Here is a 15,367-nt window from a genome sequence, read left to right as displayed (position 1 = left end):
CTTTAACTTATATCTGTGCGCACAGTGCATCTTCGTTTTTATGCTTTTAGTACTTCTTGCAGTGTCGCTTTTATATCGTGCGCTAGTTCATTCAATGTCCGCGATGCAAAGCAAGTTACAAAGCACCGCAATACGTCGGTATTGCGCGCATTTGCAACGCCGCTATGCGCCCGGAGTTTGAATGAGCGTAGCGCACGACATCAATTAAAACAGTTCGATGGCCATCGCGGTACCTTCGCCACCACCAATACACAACGATGCCACACCACGCTTCTTACCTTGCTTTTTCAATGCACCAATCAGCGTGATGATGATACGCGCACCAGACGCACCGATAGGGTGACCCAAAGCACATGCACCACCGTGTACGTTGATCTTGTCATGAGAAATACCGAGGTCTTTCATGGCTGCCATAGGCACTGCTGCAAAGGCTTCGTTGATTTCGAACAGGTCAACTGTGTCAGTCGTCCAGCCAGTTTTTTTGTACAGTTTTTCAATCGCGCCAATGGGTGCGGTCGTGAACCAGCCTGGTTCTTGCGCATGGGTTGTGTGTGCCAGAATTTTTGCGATGGGTGTTAAACCTAATTCTTTGGCTTTGGATTCACGCATCAAGACCAGCGCTGCGGCACCGTCGTTGATGGACGATGAAGACGCAGCAGTAATCGTGCCGTCTTTTTTGAATGCTGGCTTCAAAGAAGGGATCTTATCTAACTTAGCTTTCAACGGACCTTCATCTTTATCGATCACCACATCGCCACCACGACCAGAAACAGTCACTGGTGCAATTTCCCACGCAAATGAGCCATCGGCGGTAGCCGCTTGCGCGCGCTTAACGGAAGCAATCGCAAATGCATCCTGATCTTCACGGCTGAATTGATATTTAGCGGAGCAGTCTTCAGCAAAGGTGCCCATGGAACGACCTTTGTCATACGCATCTTCCAGTCCGTCGAGCATCATGTGATCAAAAATCTGACCGTGACCAATACGATAGCCACCGCGTGCTTTCGGGATCAGGTATGGTGCGTTGGTCATGGATTCCATGCCGCCAGTGACCAGTACTTCATTGCTGCCTGCTGTGATAGCGTCAAATGCCATCATGGTGGCTTTCATCGCCGAGCCGCACATTTTAGACAGTGTCACAGCGCCCGTGGACATCGGCAAACCAGCCGCCAGCAAAGCCTGACGCGCAGGTGCCTGACCTTGGCCTGCCATTAAACAGTTACCAAATAAAACTTCTTCAACCAATTCTGGTTTGACGCCGGCACGTTCCACCGCTGCTTTGATCGCAACAGCACCGAGCTGACTCGCTGTCAAAGAAGAAAAGTCACTTTGAAAAGCACCCATAGGGGTACGTGCTGCGCCAACGATAACGATAGGGTCGTTCATTACATTCTCCAAAATAAAAATGGCCGAAAAAATTATTACGTTTAATTATGTTTGATGACAGAATCGGATCTCTTGCGGATACGGAAACACATCATCAATTTTCCCTGCAACTATGCGCTGTTTGCGTCCATCCCAATAGTCGGCTGTCAGCAAATCTGCGTGATGTTGCAAGAAAAATTGTTTTACTTTTTGATTACCTAACAAGAAAGTCCCGAACTGTTCAGGGAACACGTCGTTCTTAGCAACCGGATACCACGGTTCAGCTGACATTTCATCTTCTTCGTTGCGCGGTGCCGGAATTTTGCGGAACTTGCAATCGGTGATGTATTCGATTTCGTCGTAGTCATAAAAGACGACACGACCATGTTTGGTGACACCAAAATTTTTATACAACATGTCGCCAGGAAAAATATTCGCTGCCACCAAATCTTTAATCGCATTTCCATATTCACGCACACCGTGTTCCATGGCTTCCATGTCACCGCGCTGCTCTGCTTCGGTCAGGTAGATGTTTAATGGTGTCATGCGACGTTCTATGTACAGATGTTTGATAACAACTTCGTCATCATTCACTTCCAACAAAGATGGCGCATATTGCTTAATTTCGTGGAGCAAATCATCAGAAAAACGTGAGCGTGGAAAAGCCACATCCGAGTACTCCAGCGTATCAGCCATACGGCCAACGCGGTCATGATTTTTGACCAACAAATACTTTTCTTTAATCAGCGCTTTGGTGGTTTCTTTCGGTGGCGGGAAGCTGTCCTTAATCAATTTAAAGACATACGGAAACGATGGCAATGCAAATACCAACATCACTAAGCCACGAATACCCGGCGCGGCAGCAATCTGGTCTGAAGAATATTTAAGGTGGTGCAAAAAATCGCGGTAAAACAAATTTTTACCGTGCTTTTGCAGGCCTATCATGGTGTAGATTTCGCTACGCGGTTTTTTTGGCAAAATGCTGCGTATGAATTGAACATACGCTGATGGCACTTCCATGTCGACCATGAAATAAGCGCGTGTAAAAGAAAACAATACCGTGATTTGCATCGTATCAAACAGCACGGTATCGAGCACCAGCGAGCCTTTATGCTTGTGCATAATTGGTATCACGAAAGGGTATTCGCGATTGCCGTTGATGCCTTTGCCGATGATGTAAGCGGATTTATTCCGGTAAAACAAGCTCGCTAAAACTTGTATCTGGTGGTTCGGCTCGATTTTTTCGCGACCGAAGTTTTCACGTAAACGAGCCTCCACCAAAGCAACATCCCGATCCAGGTCTTCAAACTCGGCGTTTAACTGGAAATTGGTAACAATACGTTTAATTGTAAAGTTCAATCCGTCGGTCGCTGGATAATACACACGGTAAGTCGGTGGCGTATCTTCGCGTTCAATATATTCCGTCGAGGTCGCGGGACGTACGAAGATGAAATCATTATGAAAATAATTTCTATGCAGCATCTTCGTGCACACGGTATTAAAAAATGTTTCTGCCAGCTCTGGCCGCAAATGATCGGTCAACAAACCCATGTAGTGCAGTTTGACTTCGCGCCAGACATCATCGGTCAGGTCGTCTTCGTCATATTCGTCCTCAAGCGCTTGAACACATTCACGTACGCGCGTGTCATAGAACTGGATACGCTCACGTGCAGCAGTTTGTGCGGCTTTCCAATCACCCGTCTCAAAATGTCGTTTGGCTCCCTGACTACTCGCGCTAAACAGGCGGTAATGTTTATCAAAGCCATCGAGGATCATCTTTGCGATGTCGAAGGCAATTTGGGAGGACAACAGTTTGGGGAAATGGGTATTTGGCATGTTTTTACTCAGACAAGCTGAAATTGGTTTTTCCAAACTTGTAGTTTATCTAAATCTACGCCGATACCGCCACAAACAACAAATAGTGGTTTTTTGAACGCATGCAAGACAGATAAATTCTGATAAGCAACTGCCAATGTCGCGCCGCAAGCGGGTTCAACCAAAACACGCATGTCATCTGCAAATTTCAGGCACGCGTCAACGGCCTGTGCGTCACTGACAAGAACACTGCGGATATCATGCTCACGCGTCAGATCAAAGGCCTTTTGTGCCACGCGCCTGGCACCGAGCGAATTCGCGATCGAGCTAATGGCGGGTAAAGTGACGAGTTCACCTGCTTGCATTGCTGCATGCAAAGAAGCTGCACCTTCAGTTTCCACCGCAACAACCGGAACATGCTTCAAGCCATTGCGTTGCAAGCCCTGCACAATGCCACTCATCAAGCCGCCGCCACCAACTGAGCAAACCACGACGTCAAAATCAAGTTGACCTGCAACTTCATCAATAACACTACCATTACCGTCCCAGATATCAGCATGATCAAACGGAGGTACGTACACCGTGCCAGCTTGTTCACATAAAGCGAGTGCCGCCTGATTCGCTTCATCCCAGACTTTACCTTCGACGATAACAGTAGCGCCTATTGCCCGGATAGCATGACGTACGGACTCTGAGGTGGTTTCTGGCACGACGATCGTGGTCTGCAAGCCCAAAGCAACGCCCGCAACTGCTGCAGCAAAACCCGCGTTACCGCCAGATGGACAGACAAAATGCCGTGCGCCGTTGGCCGCAGCACGCTGACACATCAGCCCTATGCCACGCAACTTGAACGAGCCGGAAGGCTGGAGGTTGTCCATCTTCAGCCAGACTTGTTTATCCAGCGCAGAAGACAAAGCCCGATGAGCTAACAATGGGGTATTCAGATGTAATGGTGTCATACCTGATTTTTCCGAATGCTGATGTCAAGAAGTGTGCAAGCCATTTTTCGGACACTTGCACGGCAAAACTGAAACAAGCTATTGGGAGCAGTTTCATCGGCGTGACCGGCAAAACTGCTCACTGCTCCAGCCTTTAGCGCGTTTCTGCGAACAGCTCGCGACCGATCAACATACGACGGATTTCGCTGGTACCGGCACCGATTTCATACAGTTTCGCGTCACGCCACAAACGGCCGACCGGATATTCGTTGATATAACCGTTGCCGCCTAGGGTCTGGATCGCTTCACCTGCCATCCAGGTCGCTTTTTCTGCAGAGTACAAAATCGCACCAGCAGCGTCTTTACGCAGTGCACGGACGGCTTCGGGTGTCGTGGCACGATCGCAAGCCTGACCGACTGCATAGACATAGGCTTTACATGCCATCATAGTCGAATACATATCCGCCAATTTGCCTTGCATCAATTGAAATTCACCAATTGGCTGACCAAATTGTTTGCGGTCATGCACGTAAGGCACCACGGAATCCATACACGCTTGCATAATGCCCAACGGGCCACCTGACAAAACAGTACGCTCGAAATCCAGGCCGGACATCAAAACATTGACGCCTTTGCCTAAACCACCAAGCACATTTTCTGCGGGTACTTCGCAATCTTCAAACACCAGTTCGCCGGTGTGGGAGCCGCGCATGCCGAGCTTGTCCAGCTTTTGCGCAATGCTGAAACCTTTAAAACCTTTTTCAATCAAGAAAGCGGTCATGCCACGTGGGCCTGCTTCCAGGTCATTTTTGGCGTAGACAACTAAGGTATCTGCGTCTGGACCATTGGTAATCCACATTTTGGTGCCGTTCAATACCCAGCGATCGCCTTTGAAATCAGCGCGCAGTTTCATGCTAACAACATCGGAACCAGCATTTGGTTCAGACATGGCTAATGCACCAATGTGTTCACCGGAAATCAGTTTTGGCAGATATTTTTGTTTTTGTTCTTCTGTGCCATTGCGTTTAATTTGGTTCACACACAGATTTGAGTGTGCCCCATACGACAAACCAACGGAGGCGGAAGCGCGGGAAATTTCTTCCATCGCAATGATGTGCGCCAGGTAACCCATACCTGCGCCACCGTACTCTTCACCGACCGTGATACCAAGAATGCCCAGATCGCCCATTTTGCGCCACAAATCCATAGGAAATTGGTCGTTACGGTCAATTTCAGCGGCACGAGGTGCGATTTCCGCTGCGGCAAATTGTTGAATCGCTTCACGCAATGCGGCGATGTCTTCGCCGTGATCGAAAGTTAAACCTGGGAGATGGAGCATGTCGTCCTCACTGAATATTGGAATGATGGAATTGAGTCTTTTGCGATGAATATGAATTAATTAACCATTAATTAACTATTGTGCTATTAACATAATTATTCAAACTAAACGTCTGGCTTCTCTGGTTAATGATAATTATTACAATAAAAACCAGCTTGCAAACTGAATTCTTCGAAACAAAAATGATACTTCGAATTGACGTTAACGTAAACGTCAATTACACAGCTTTTGCGCTAGACCGTATTTTTACTCGGTCAGACTCGTTTTAGCCCCCTGTGCCAACAATTGACGGCTTTCTTCTTCATGGGCACTGATTTCCGCCAACATGACTTCAATATCTTCGCGTTGTTGTTCCAACGCCGCACGATGTCTTGCCAAAACGACCAAAAAACTTTGCAACTGCGTCTCTGTATCCTTGGGGGAGCGATACATATCGACCAGGCTTTTGATATCCGACAGGCTCAAACCCAGACGTTTGCCCCGTAAGGTCAATTTTAAGTGGGTACGTTCACGAGCAGTATAGACGCGGTTACGGCCACTGGGACCTTCGCGGGTCGGACTTAAGAGCCCCTGATCCTCATAAAAACGGATCGCTCGTGGCGTGATATCGAATTCGCGTGCTAATTCGGTAATGGTGTAGGTGGCCATAGTTTTAGATACAAAAATCAGTTTTCTGATTACAATCTCGAATTGACGTTAACGTCAATTAAGTAAAAACGCATTGTAGGCTATTCCTGCCGTAGCGTCCTATCAAGGCACATCGGACTGAAAAAAATAATTTCTACCCATAGAAAAGCAACTTAACCCGTTGGCAGCAGTCCCAAATAAGCAAAACCAGCAACACACCAAGAGACAAACATGAATCAGCTTGAACAGCAACTCGACTATCCTTTCGGCGACACCTTGCCAGAAGCCGGCAAAACCATGGAAATCGCCCCTGGCGTGCTGTGGGTACGCATGGGATTGCCATTTGCCTTAAATCATATCAATTTATGGTTATTGGAAGACGAGATCGAAACCGACACCGGGCGGGTGCATGGCTGGACCGTGGTGGATTGCGGGATTTCCAGCGATACCACGCGGGATACATGGGAAGTGTTATTGGGCGATGTGAACAATCACTTACGTGGATTACCCATTGTGCGTGTGATTGTGACCCATTGCCATCCAGATCATGTGGGGCTGGCGGACTTTTTATGCAGCCGTTGGAAAGTCTCTTTGTGGATGACCGCGGGTGAATATGCGTTCGCCCGCATGATGTCCGCCAGCTTGCCAGGCGCAGATGGGACTGCGATGTTCCCGCATTTCCGCAAACATGGCCTGACTGACCCGGCAATGCTGGAGCAAATTCAGGAACGTAAAACCCACTACACACGTTTAGTACCAACCGTACCGGCAGCTTATCGTCGCTTGCAAGAAGGCACGCCATTGACGATCTTGGGACGACGCTGGGACATCATCACTGGCTTTGGACATTCTCCTGAGCATGCATCGCTGTTTTGCGCGGAATTACATTTGATGATTTCTGGCGACATGCTGCTGCCACGTATTTCCACCAATGTCTCGGTATTTGCGATTGAGCCTGAAGCCAATCCGGTACAGCAATACCTCGATTCATTGCAAAAATATCTGCCCTTACCTGCCGACACACTGATTTTGCCGTCCCATGGCAAACCGTTTAAAGGCATGCACACGCGCATCACGCAACTGCAACAGCATCACGCTGAACGACTGGGAGAGGTGCGCGTCGCCTGCGCTACGCCGCAATCCGCATGCGACATCGTGCCTATCATGTTCCGACGTCCGCTCGATTCGCATCAACTGACGTTCGCCATCGGTGAAGCGCTCGCGCATTTGCACAAGCTCTGGTTCGATGGCGTACTGGTTCGTCAATTGGGGGACGATGGCGTGATGCGCTTTGTCGTTGCGCAGTAAGATAACTTAAGTACTCGCGCCAAATTGTAAGCAGCGCATACTGATGGTGCCAGCCTGAAAGCTTTGGTAAGTCTGCTGCAGAAGCTCATCTGCAATCCAACTTAAGCGAGCGCCAATTCAGCTGCCACTGTCGAGTGCAATGCCGTTGTATCAAATAACTTTAATGTCGAATTTTCCTGACTGATCAGAATTGATATTTCTGTGCAACCTAGAATCACTGCTTCTGCGCCGCGCGCAGCCAGATTATCGATAATTTTTTGATACACTTTGCGTGACTCGGAAGATACGACCCCTAAGCATAGCTCTTCATAAATCACCCTATGAACCACATCAATTTCAATCGGTTCAGGCACGATGACCCGTAAGCCATGTTGTTCAATTAAACGAGAACGATAAAACGCTTGTTCCATCGTAAACCGGGTTCCTAACAGGCCTACAGTTTGATAACCAGCCTGTTTGATGGCATGCGCAGTCGGATCAGCGATATGCAGCAACGGGATACTGACCGCCGCTTCAATATCATGAGCGACCTTATGCATGGTATTGGTACACAGCACCAGAAAATCAGCACCGGCTTTTTCCAGGGTCGATGCGGCCTCCGCCAACAATGCCCCAGCAGCATGCCAATCGCCTTGATGTTGCAGGCGCTCAATTTCATGAAAATCGACACTCAACAAGATGATTTTTGCCGAATGCAAACCACCCAATTTTTGTTTGATGACTTCATTTATTTTACGGTAGTAAGGGATCGTTGATTCCCAACTCATGCCGCCGATTAAACCTATGGTTTTCAAAATTGCCTCCTGTTTTTTGAGGGTCGCACATTGCGCGGGACTCATGATTCTATTGAAAAATCATATCGCTTACAGATGATGTTGGTACAAAAATTTCCTTGCTGGCATGGGCATATGGACAGTACGATTTCGCCACTTATTTTTTGCAAATAAATTACGCCTCACAAAAAATAGCTGCACAGAAATTATCATTATGTTATTCTAAAATAACATCTCGCTATCATAACAAAAACACCTGTCGAATCTCCGTCGTATTCTTTTTGGGAGGCTGTGCATGTCTAATATCGCTGGCAAAGCTTATGCCATGAATGTCATCACGCCGGTTCGCTGGTACACCGCGTGGCTCAATAAATTATTTTTTTGGGTTGCCTTAAAGCGTCCGAGCACCCTCAGCGGTTTACAAACCCTATCGTTGATTCACTATGCGCGCTGGGTCATTATTGGACGCAAACAGTTTCCGCATCTATCACCGGATCAGCCAAAAGAAAATCTCAACTATTCCTACATGCTGTTCTTTAGTAACTTCAATGGCAGTTGGGATCAGTACGTTGATTCGTTTACCTTCGCGATTCCGGGGGGACTGGATTTATTCTGGAAATGGAATGTGCGTTATTCCAAATCAGTGGCGCTGACACCCTTTCACAACTATATCCAGTATAACCAGCTGGAAACCATCCATTACTACAACGCCTATCCGCTGGCGACCTCAAATGATGTGAAATCAGCGAAGACCGTCAAAGACACATTGAGTGACTTTAATAAGACTGTCGAAGAAGGAAGCGACGAAGAGTTCTTAAAGCGCTATCACGGCGTACTTCGTGGCTTACAACACGATTTAGGGGCGATGCATCCGACACCGATTATCAGTATGTCTGCCTATCAGGTAGAAAAACGTGAACGCTGGCACGCGGGTCAGCTTGATCAGGAGCAAGGTCATGTCTAATGTCGCCGGAAATGCCTACGGCTTATCGATACTTTCACCGATTAAAAACGGTCGTGTACCGGGTAAAGAAATTGCGTATGCCGATTTGGTGCGCGATAAATTGCAAGCCTGGAATAGCGAATTTAACAGCCCCATGGCACTGGTGCCACAAACCTATCTGTGCCGCTTTTATGTGCTTGATGATGTGGTGACAGAATCACTACCCGGTGGAAGCTTACCGGATACCTGGTCGGATATTCTGCCGGTCGTGCCAGATAGTTTGCGCCGTGATGTCATGCCTAAGCAAGATCGTTTGCAATCGCGTTATCTGGTGTTCTGCTGCAACTTTTACGCCGGTCCAGCAGGCACACCTGACGCCTATTTGCGTGGTATGTGGGAAGCAATTAATGGCCGCATTCATGACATCTGGGATAACTGCTATGGCTTTGAAAACGTCCACCATGCCAGTGACTTTATTACTTACATGAAGAAGTGTCAGGTGACGACATCTTTATTTTTTAATGGCTCTACTGATCAGCCCTTAGAGGAACAATTAAAGGCGTTGTACATGAAGCAGGAGTTCACCAAATTCGCGATTGAAAATCAAGGTTTAAGTGCTACGGCAATTCGTGCAAATTACCGTGCTTTTATGTTGCGAACCCAACTCAATGATTTGCAAACGCCAAGTTGGCAGCCAGGTCAATACCGGCTTTGAATCATCGATCAAGCAACGTCTATATTCAGAAAGTCTGTCATGAGCAAACAACTCGATCTATTAGATATTCAAGGCCATGTGTTACGTGCTTATGGTCGTTTCGGTTATCCCAAAGCACGCTATGTATTTTTGAATATTCGCAATAGTAGTCGGGCACGTCGCTTTGTGGATGCAATCACACAACGTGTCACAACGGCAGTTTGTTGGGGCAAAGGCCCAGATGATTTACCACCGCCTGAATGGACGGTGAATATCGCCTTCACATATCAGGGTTTGAAAGAGTTGGAATTGCCACGCGCATCACTGATCGGTTTTTCACCCGAGTTTGTCGAAGGGATGAAGCACCGCAAAGATATACTCGGTGACGATGGTCCGAGCGCGCCGGAACACTGGGATCCAATCTGGCGCGACAATCGCGAAACCCGTGACAAAGACGTTCATATTTTTATTGCCCTCAACGCGTTGGCACCACCCTCGCCAGAAACTGGATTAGCCGGAATACAACAAGCTATGGCGCAATGCGATGTGTTTCTGGAACAGGCGTATGCATGGTTGCTTGAGGAAGTGAAGAAGACGGAAGCTGGCGTAGTCATTCTCGGCGGCAATCGCGGTGACAATGGTGCGTTGCTTGACTATCAGGACGTCAAGGTCGTGATGGAAAACGGTCTGCCGACAGCCAAAGAACATTTCGGTTACACCGACGGTATAGGCGACCCCGTATTTGAAGGCGTACCGTATGACGAAGCACGCGTGCGTGGCCGTGGCAAACAAATGGCAGATGGTAGTTGGGCACCTTTAGCGACCGGCGAATTTTTATTAGGTCATATCGATGAAGCGCAAGAATATCCACCAGCGCCGCGTCCCATTTTATTGGCGCGCAACGGCACCTATATGGTCTATAGAAAGCTGCATGAAAACGTCGCCAGCTTTGATAAATACCTGAAGCAAGAAGGACAAAAATATCTGGGCGGAGAAGAATTATTGGCAGCAAAATTTGTCGGCCGCTGGCGTGACAATGGCGCACCTTTGGTCAGTGCACCAGACGCTGCGAGCAAGAAAAAGTTTGATGAAAAATTTGCGCAAGCCAGCCCCGCAGAACAAGATCGGATGTTAAGCGACTTTACGTATGACGATGATATGAGTGGCGCCAAATGCCCCTTCAGCGCACATTTGCGCCGCATCAATCCGCGCGCTTCTTTAGAAATGGGACGAGATCCCGGCGACATACCAGGTTCCTACAAAACAATTACCGGTGCCTTTGATACGCCTGGCGCCTTAAGTAACCGACGCCGCATTTTACGCCGTGGTTTACCTTACGGCGACGTCAAAGACCGTAGCAGAGACGATGGCAATCACGGCATTATTATCATGATGCTCAACGCCGACATCAATCGCCAATTTGAATTTGTGCAACAACAGTGGGTCAATTACGGCAATGATTTTAAGGCTGGTAACGATAAAGAAATCATCCTCGGCAACCACAGTCATGATCCGCATTTTTCGAGTAAAGCCGTGTTGCAAGTAGACCCCGCAAGTGAAGAGGTGCCGTTCATTTTGGCGAAAATTCCGCGCTTTGTAGAAACACGTGGCGGCGAATATTTTTTCATCCCTAGCCTGACCGCATTACGTATGATTGCGCGTGGCGTTATTGATCCAACTTGATCTCTAAGCTCTAAGTAATCACGAAGATAATCGACCGCTTTAGTAAAAATCTTGATCAAGGCCAAATATTGCTCAACGCAAATAGTTGATATTGGTCAAGATGCTCATTTGTCCCTACCTATAAAATACTTTTGCGTAGGTGAACTGGTATGTTATCTTTTGATCTTATTTTTCGACACAGATCAAAAAAGCTTTTCGTTTCAGCATCAAGTCTTTCCGAAAGTCGCAGTTTGCGAGTTGTAGATAAAAGGGGTTTTGACCGCACCTCCGCATCTTACTTAGTCAGGAAAAATGAGGCATGCCAATTTCGTTTGTGCACGTATTACAGCTGGTACCAGAAATTACCCTTTTTTTAGCGCTGGCGATTGGTTATGCACTCGGACAAATCAAGTTTGGCTCTATTCAGTTAGGCGGCGTCTGCGGTACATTGATTGTGGCTCTGCTCATGGGTCAGGCACAAGTTGCGATTGATCCTGGCATCAAAAACATCTTCTTTGTTTTATTCATTTTTGCCCTCGGTTATGCAGGCGGCCCACAATTCTTTGCCAATCTGAACGCCGAGGGACTACGCTTGGCACTGTTATGCCTCATCGAAGTGATAGTAGTCGTGTCGCTGGTGCTACTCGCGACCTATTGGTTCAAGTTCGATCAAGGAACAGCTGCTGGCATGTTGGCAGGTGCTGCCACTGAATCTGCGGTAGTAGGAACAGCGACGGATGCCATCTCCAAACTGGACTTACCCGTAGCGCAAATCCGCCAACTACAAGCCAATGTGGTGACTGCCTATTCGATTACGTATATTTTCGGATTAGTCACCATCGTGATCGTGACCAGTCAAATTTTTCCTTTGTTGTTACGTATTAACTTGCGTCAGGAAGCAGAAAAACTATGGCAGGAAATGGGAGGGAAAGATGTCAGCGCAGAGGCTGAATCTGCAGTCCCTGACGTGGTAGGACGCAGCTACAAGATTCAAGTGGATGGTCAACGTCTGAGTGTGCTTCAACAACAATTGGGTACACAAACAACGATAATCAAAGTACGCAGAAATGGCATCTATCAGGAAATCACTCCTGAACTGACACTATTACGTTCAGATGAAATTTTGGTTCTTGGACTGCGTCAGGTATTGGCTAACAAAGCGCCGCTGTTAGGCGAAGAATTTGCGGATCCGGATAGCTTTCATCTGATTTTATATCGCACTGAGGTCATACTAAAAAATTCTGATCTCGATAAGACCACGCTTGCCAACCTGGAACTGCCAACAGGTATGCAAATTATCGGTGTACAACGCGGTGAGCATCGTTTGCCTCCGTTGCCGGATCTGCATTTGCAACTGCGTGATGTATTGCAAGTCTGTATCAGCAATACACTCAGCAGCGCAGACTCTACTGTAGCGATTGCAAAATTGGGGCAGCGAATTCGTAGGACAGATAAAAGCAATATCAGCTTCGCGGCTCTAGGCATCGTCAGTGGCATTGCGATAGGTATGCTGAGCATCAAACTTGGCACTATCCCATTGTCACTCGGCACTGGTGGCGGTGCTCTGTTAAGCGGCTTGCTGTTTGGTTGGTATCAGGACAAGCACATGGAAGTCGCTGGTATTCCCGAATCTGCTTTGGCTTTATTAAAAGACCTGGGCCTGGCTGGGTTTATCGCTTGTGTTGGTTTGTCATCTGGTCCGCAAGCAATCACACTGGTAAAACAATATGGTGTTTCGTTGCCACTCATCGGTGTTGTAGTCGCGTTGGTGCCTGCGTGTGCATCTTTGTTCGTGGGGCACTTTTTGTTGAAATTAAAAGCGCCCATTTTATTAGGCGCGATTGCTGGTCAACAGTGCAGCACACCAGCGATCAGCGCCATACAAACAGTGGCAGGGAATTCTACCCCCTTGCTGGGCTACACGATCACTTATGCGGTTTCAAATATCGTCTTGCCATTGCTGGGGCCACTCATCGTAGCTTTAGCAGGAATGCTGCAACATGCAGCTTAGCAGGGCATCAGACGAACTAAACTCGCCTGATGTACTGTGAATAATTTTTAATGAAAGGTGCTGAATATGGAAAGTCTACATGCCTTATTTGCCAAATCGCCCGAGATCGCTTTGTTCTTATCTCTGGCAATTGGCTATTACGTAGGGAAAATTAAGTTTGGGAAATTTCAACTCGGCGGCGTCGCTGGCTCATTGCTGGTTGCGGTGCTCGTCAGTCAGGTCGGCGTACATGTTGATCCTGGCGTGAAAGCTGTACTGTTTGCCTTGTTTATTTATGCGGTTGGTTATGAAAGCGGACCACAGTTTTTTAATTCTCTCGGTAAACAATCCATACGCGAAATTATTCTTGCGGTGGTGTTAGCGGTAACCGCGTTAGCGACCGTTGTCATCATGGCGAAAATTTTCGGACTCGACAAAGGCCTTGCTGCCGGTGTTGCCGCAGGTGGTCTGACGCAATCAGCTATCATTGGTACCGCCAGCGATGCCATCGCCAAATTAGGATTGGCCGCCGATGAAGTCACCCGCTTGCAAGGCAATGTCGCCGTTGGTTATGCGGTGACTTATGTGTTTGGTTCTTTCGGTGCCATCATCGTTTGCGTCAATATACTGCCTAGACTGATGGGTCGTAGTATCAAAGAAGATGCAGTAAAAGCGGAATCTGCGATGCAACAAGGCGTACAAGTTTTGGCATCAGGTCAACAACTGGCAGCACCTGATCTGACCGGTCGTATCTACCAAATCACCCAAGCAAACAACAAAACGGTATTAGCTCTGGAACAAGCAAATTCAAAGGTCACGATTACCATTGAGAGAGTTCAGCGCAATAAGCAATTCATCGAAGTCACGCCTGAATTAGTCCTGGAAACTAACGACATCGTATTGGTGGTCGGACGCCGTGAAGCAATGGTTGATGTTGCCACAGAACTGGGCAAAGAACTGTATGCAGTGGAAGGTATGGAGCTGACCATGCAACGCAAGGATATCGCGTTGACTAATAAGGCATTCCATAACAAATCAGTCGGCGAAATTCGTGCTCAGACCGCTGGCGATGTCAGCCACGGTATCTACGTTGTACAAATCAGTCGGATGGGAAAAATCTTACCTATGTTGGCAGATACAATCGTCCAGTTGGGTGACGTGATTACCATTTATGGCTCAGAACAAGACGTCAAGCGGGTTGCTGGTATCGCTGGATATGTGATTGTTCCAAGTGAAAAAACGGATTTTGTTTATATGGGGGCTGGTCTGGTCGTTGGGTTGGCGGTTGGCTTATTGACTGCAAAGATCGGATCAATACCGCTCACGCTGGGCAGTGGCGGCGGTGCATTATTGTCAGGCCTGCTGTTTGGCTGGTATCGCTCCAAACATCAGTCACTCGGTGCGATGCCCGCTGGTGCTGTTCAAATTCTCAAAGATCTGGGCCTGGCAGGTTTTGTTACGGTGGTCGGCTTATCATCCGGTTTGCAAGCGGTACAAACCGTTAAAGAACACGGTATCTCGCTGTTTCTGATCGGAGTCGTTGTAACCATCTTGCCATTGATCCTGACCATGTTGATCGGCCGTTATGTGCTGCGCTATGACAATACGGCGATTTTTGCCGGTGCTTTGAGCGGCTCACGCAGTGCCAATCCGGCATTCGGTGAAGTTTTGGATAAAGCCGAAAATGCAATTCCGACGGTACCGTTTGCGATTACCTATGCGCTCGCGAATGTGTTTTTGACCTTGCTTGGGCCGCTGGTCGTCGCCCTGGTTTAATTTGTTTCCAGTCATCACCCGGCCAGTCACCGGGTAATGAAGTTATGTTCAACATCTATTCTGCATTGATTAAAGAGATTCAATCAATTCAATCAATTCAATCAATTCGATAGATTCACTACCATTAAGGAGTAACA

Annotated in this window: 12 protein-coding genes; 6 read left to right on the top strand and 6 right to left on the bottom strand. The window is 47.8% G+C overall.

The genetic code is table 11. The features are described 5' to 3' along the window. Positions 1-204: 204 nt before the first annotated feature. The 5 genes from H8K32_RS18080 to H8K32_RS18060 form a co-directional block, all read right to left on the bottom strand. On the bottom strand, positions 205-1,386 hold the full coding sequence (locus H8K32_RS18080; protein WP_186913964.1) for an acetyl-CoA C-acetyltransferase: 1,182 nt from the start codon (positions 1,384-1,386) through the stop codon (positions 205-207). Between the two features lie 45 nt (positions 1,387-1,431). Then, a complete protein-coding gene (gene aceK / locus H8K32_RS18075; protein WP_186913963.1) occupies positions 1,432-3,201 on the bottom strand; it encodes a bifunctional isocitrate dehydrogenase kinase/phosphatase in 1,770 nt (589 codons plus the stop codon). A gap of 8 nt (positions 3,202-3,209) precedes the next feature. Further along, complete coding sequence (locus H8K32_RS18070; RefSeq protein ID WP_186913962.1) at positions 3,210-4,139, bottom strand: pyridoxal-phosphate dependent enzyme; 930 nt, start codon at positions 4,137-4,139, stop codon at positions 3,210-3,212. 133 nt (positions 4,140-4,272) lie between these two features. Further along, on the bottom strand, positions 4,273-5,457 hold the full coding sequence (locus tag H8K32_RS18065) for an isovaleryl-CoA dehydrogenase (protein ID WP_186913961.1): 1,185 nt from the start codon (positions 5,455-5,457) through the stop codon (positions 4,273-4,275). Between the two features lie 246 nt (positions 5,458-5,703). Continuing rightward, complete coding sequence (locus H8K32_RS18060) at positions 5,704-6,105, bottom strand: MerR family transcriptional regulator (RefSeq protein WP_186913960.1); 402 nt, start codon at positions 6,103-6,105, stop codon at positions 5,704-5,706. Positions 6,106-6,315: 210 nt separating this feature from the next. Here H8K32_RS18060 and H8K32_RS18055 point away from each other — a divergent pair, with 210 nt between their 5' ends. Then, complete coding sequence (locus H8K32_RS18055; RefSeq protein WP_186913959.1) at positions 6,316-7,392, top strand: MBL fold metallo-hydrolase; 1,077 nt, start codon at positions 6,316-6,318, stop codon at positions 7,390-7,392. A 101-nt stretch (positions 7,393-7,493) separates the two neighbouring features. On the opposite strand, the gene H8K32_RS18050 is transcribed toward H8K32_RS18055, so the two are convergent. Next, positions 7,494-8,186: an aspartate/glutamate racemase family protein gene (locus H8K32_RS18050; protein WP_186913982.1), complete on the bottom strand. Its 693-nt coding sequence runs from the start codon at positions 8,184-8,186 to the stop codon at positions 7,494-7,496. Between the two features lie 274 nt (positions 8,187-8,460). Between H8K32_RS18050 and H8K32_RS18045 the strand changes: the two genes are divergently transcribed. The 5 genes from H8K32_RS18045 to aspT (H8K32_RS18025) all read left to right on the top strand — a co-directional run bounded on the left by H8K32_RS18045 (position 8,461) and on the right by aspT (H8K32_RS18025) (position 15,230). Beyond that, positions 8,461-9,129, top strand: a complete 669-nt coding sequence (locus tag H8K32_RS18045; protein ID WP_186913958.1) for a hypothetical protein — start codon at positions 8,461-8,463, stop codon at positions 9,127-9,129. Next, the gene (locus H8K32_RS18040; RefSeq protein ID WP_186913957.1) at positions 9,122-9,823 is read left to right on the top strand and encodes a hypothetical protein; all 702 of its coding nucleotides are present in this window, start codon (positions 9,122-9,124) and stop codon (positions 9,821-9,823) included. Before H8K32_RS18045 ends, H8K32_RS18040 begins: the two co-directional genes overlap by 8 nt. Positions 9,824-9,862: 39 nt before the next feature. Beyond that, complete coding sequence (locus H8K32_RS18035; RefSeq protein WP_186913956.1) at positions 9,863-11,485, top strand: Dyp-type peroxidase; 1,623 nt, start codon at positions 9,863-9,865, stop codon at positions 11,483-11,485. 298 nt (positions 11,486-11,783) lie between these two features. Next, positions 11,784-13,475 (top strand): aspartate-alanine antiporter, encoded by a 1,692-nt coding sequence (gene aspT / locus H8K32_RS18030; protein ID WP_186913955.1) that lies wholly within the window; start codon positions 11,784-11,786, stop codon positions 13,473-13,475. Between the two features lie 66 nt (positions 13,476-13,541). After that, positions 13,542-15,230, top strand: coding sequence for an aspartate-alanine antiporter (gene aspT / locus H8K32_RS18025; protein WP_186913954.1), 1,689 nt, complete (start codon positions 13,542-13,544; stop codon positions 15,228-15,230). Positions 15,231-15,367 lie beyond the last annotated feature (137 nt).

This window comes from Cognatundibacterium jejuense (assembly GCF_014284255.1).
Lineage (GTDB): Bacteria > Pseudomonadota > Gammaproteobacteria > Burkholderiales > Burkholderiaceae_D > Undibacterium > Undibacterium jejuense.
Note: the sequence above shows the minus strand (reverse complement) of the source record. Positions and strands in the feature narration are given on the sequence as shown.

Coding starts and splice junctions, on each gene's coding strand:
- H8K32_RS18040 (WP_186913957.1), top strand. CDS start 9,122: ATGTCTAATGTCGCCGGAAATGCCTACGGCTTATCGATACTTTCACCG.
- aceK (WP_186913963.1), bottom strand. CDS start 3,201: ATGCCAAATACCCATTTCCCCAAACTGTTGTCCTCCCAAATTGCCTTC.
- H8K32_RS18045 (WP_186913958.1), top strand. CDS start 8,461: ATGTCTAATATCGCTGGCAAAGCTTATGCCATGAATGTCATCACGCCG.
- H8K32_RS18080 (WP_186913964.1), bottom strand. CDS start 1,386: ATGAACGACCCTATCGTTATCGTTGGCGCAGCACGTACCCCTATGGGT.
- H8K32_RS18035 (WP_186913956.1), top strand. CDS start 9,863: ATGAGCAAACAACTCGATCTATTAGATATTCAAGGCCATGTGTTACGT.
- H8K32_RS18065 (WP_186913961.1), bottom strand. CDS start 5,457: ATGCTCCATCTCCCAGGTTTAACTTTCGATCACGGCGAAGACATCGCC.
- H8K32_RS18070 (WP_186913962.1), bottom strand. CDS start 4,139: ATGACACCATTACATCTGAATACCCCATTGTTAGCTCATCGGGCTTTG.
- H8K32_RS18055 (WP_186913959.1), top strand. CDS start 6,316: ATGAATCAGCTTGAACAGCAACTCGACTATCCTTTCGGCGACACCTTG.
- aspT (WP_186913955.1), top strand. CDS start 11,784: ATGCCAATTTCGTTTGTGCACGTATTACAGCTGGTACCAGAAATTACC.
- aspT (WP_186913954.1), top strand. CDS start 13,542: ATGGAAAGTCTACATGCCTTATTTGCCAAATCGCCCGAGATCGCTTTG.
- H8K32_RS18060 (WP_186913960.1), bottom strand. CDS start 6,105: ATGGCCACCTACACCATTACCGAATTAGCACGCGAATTCGATATCACG.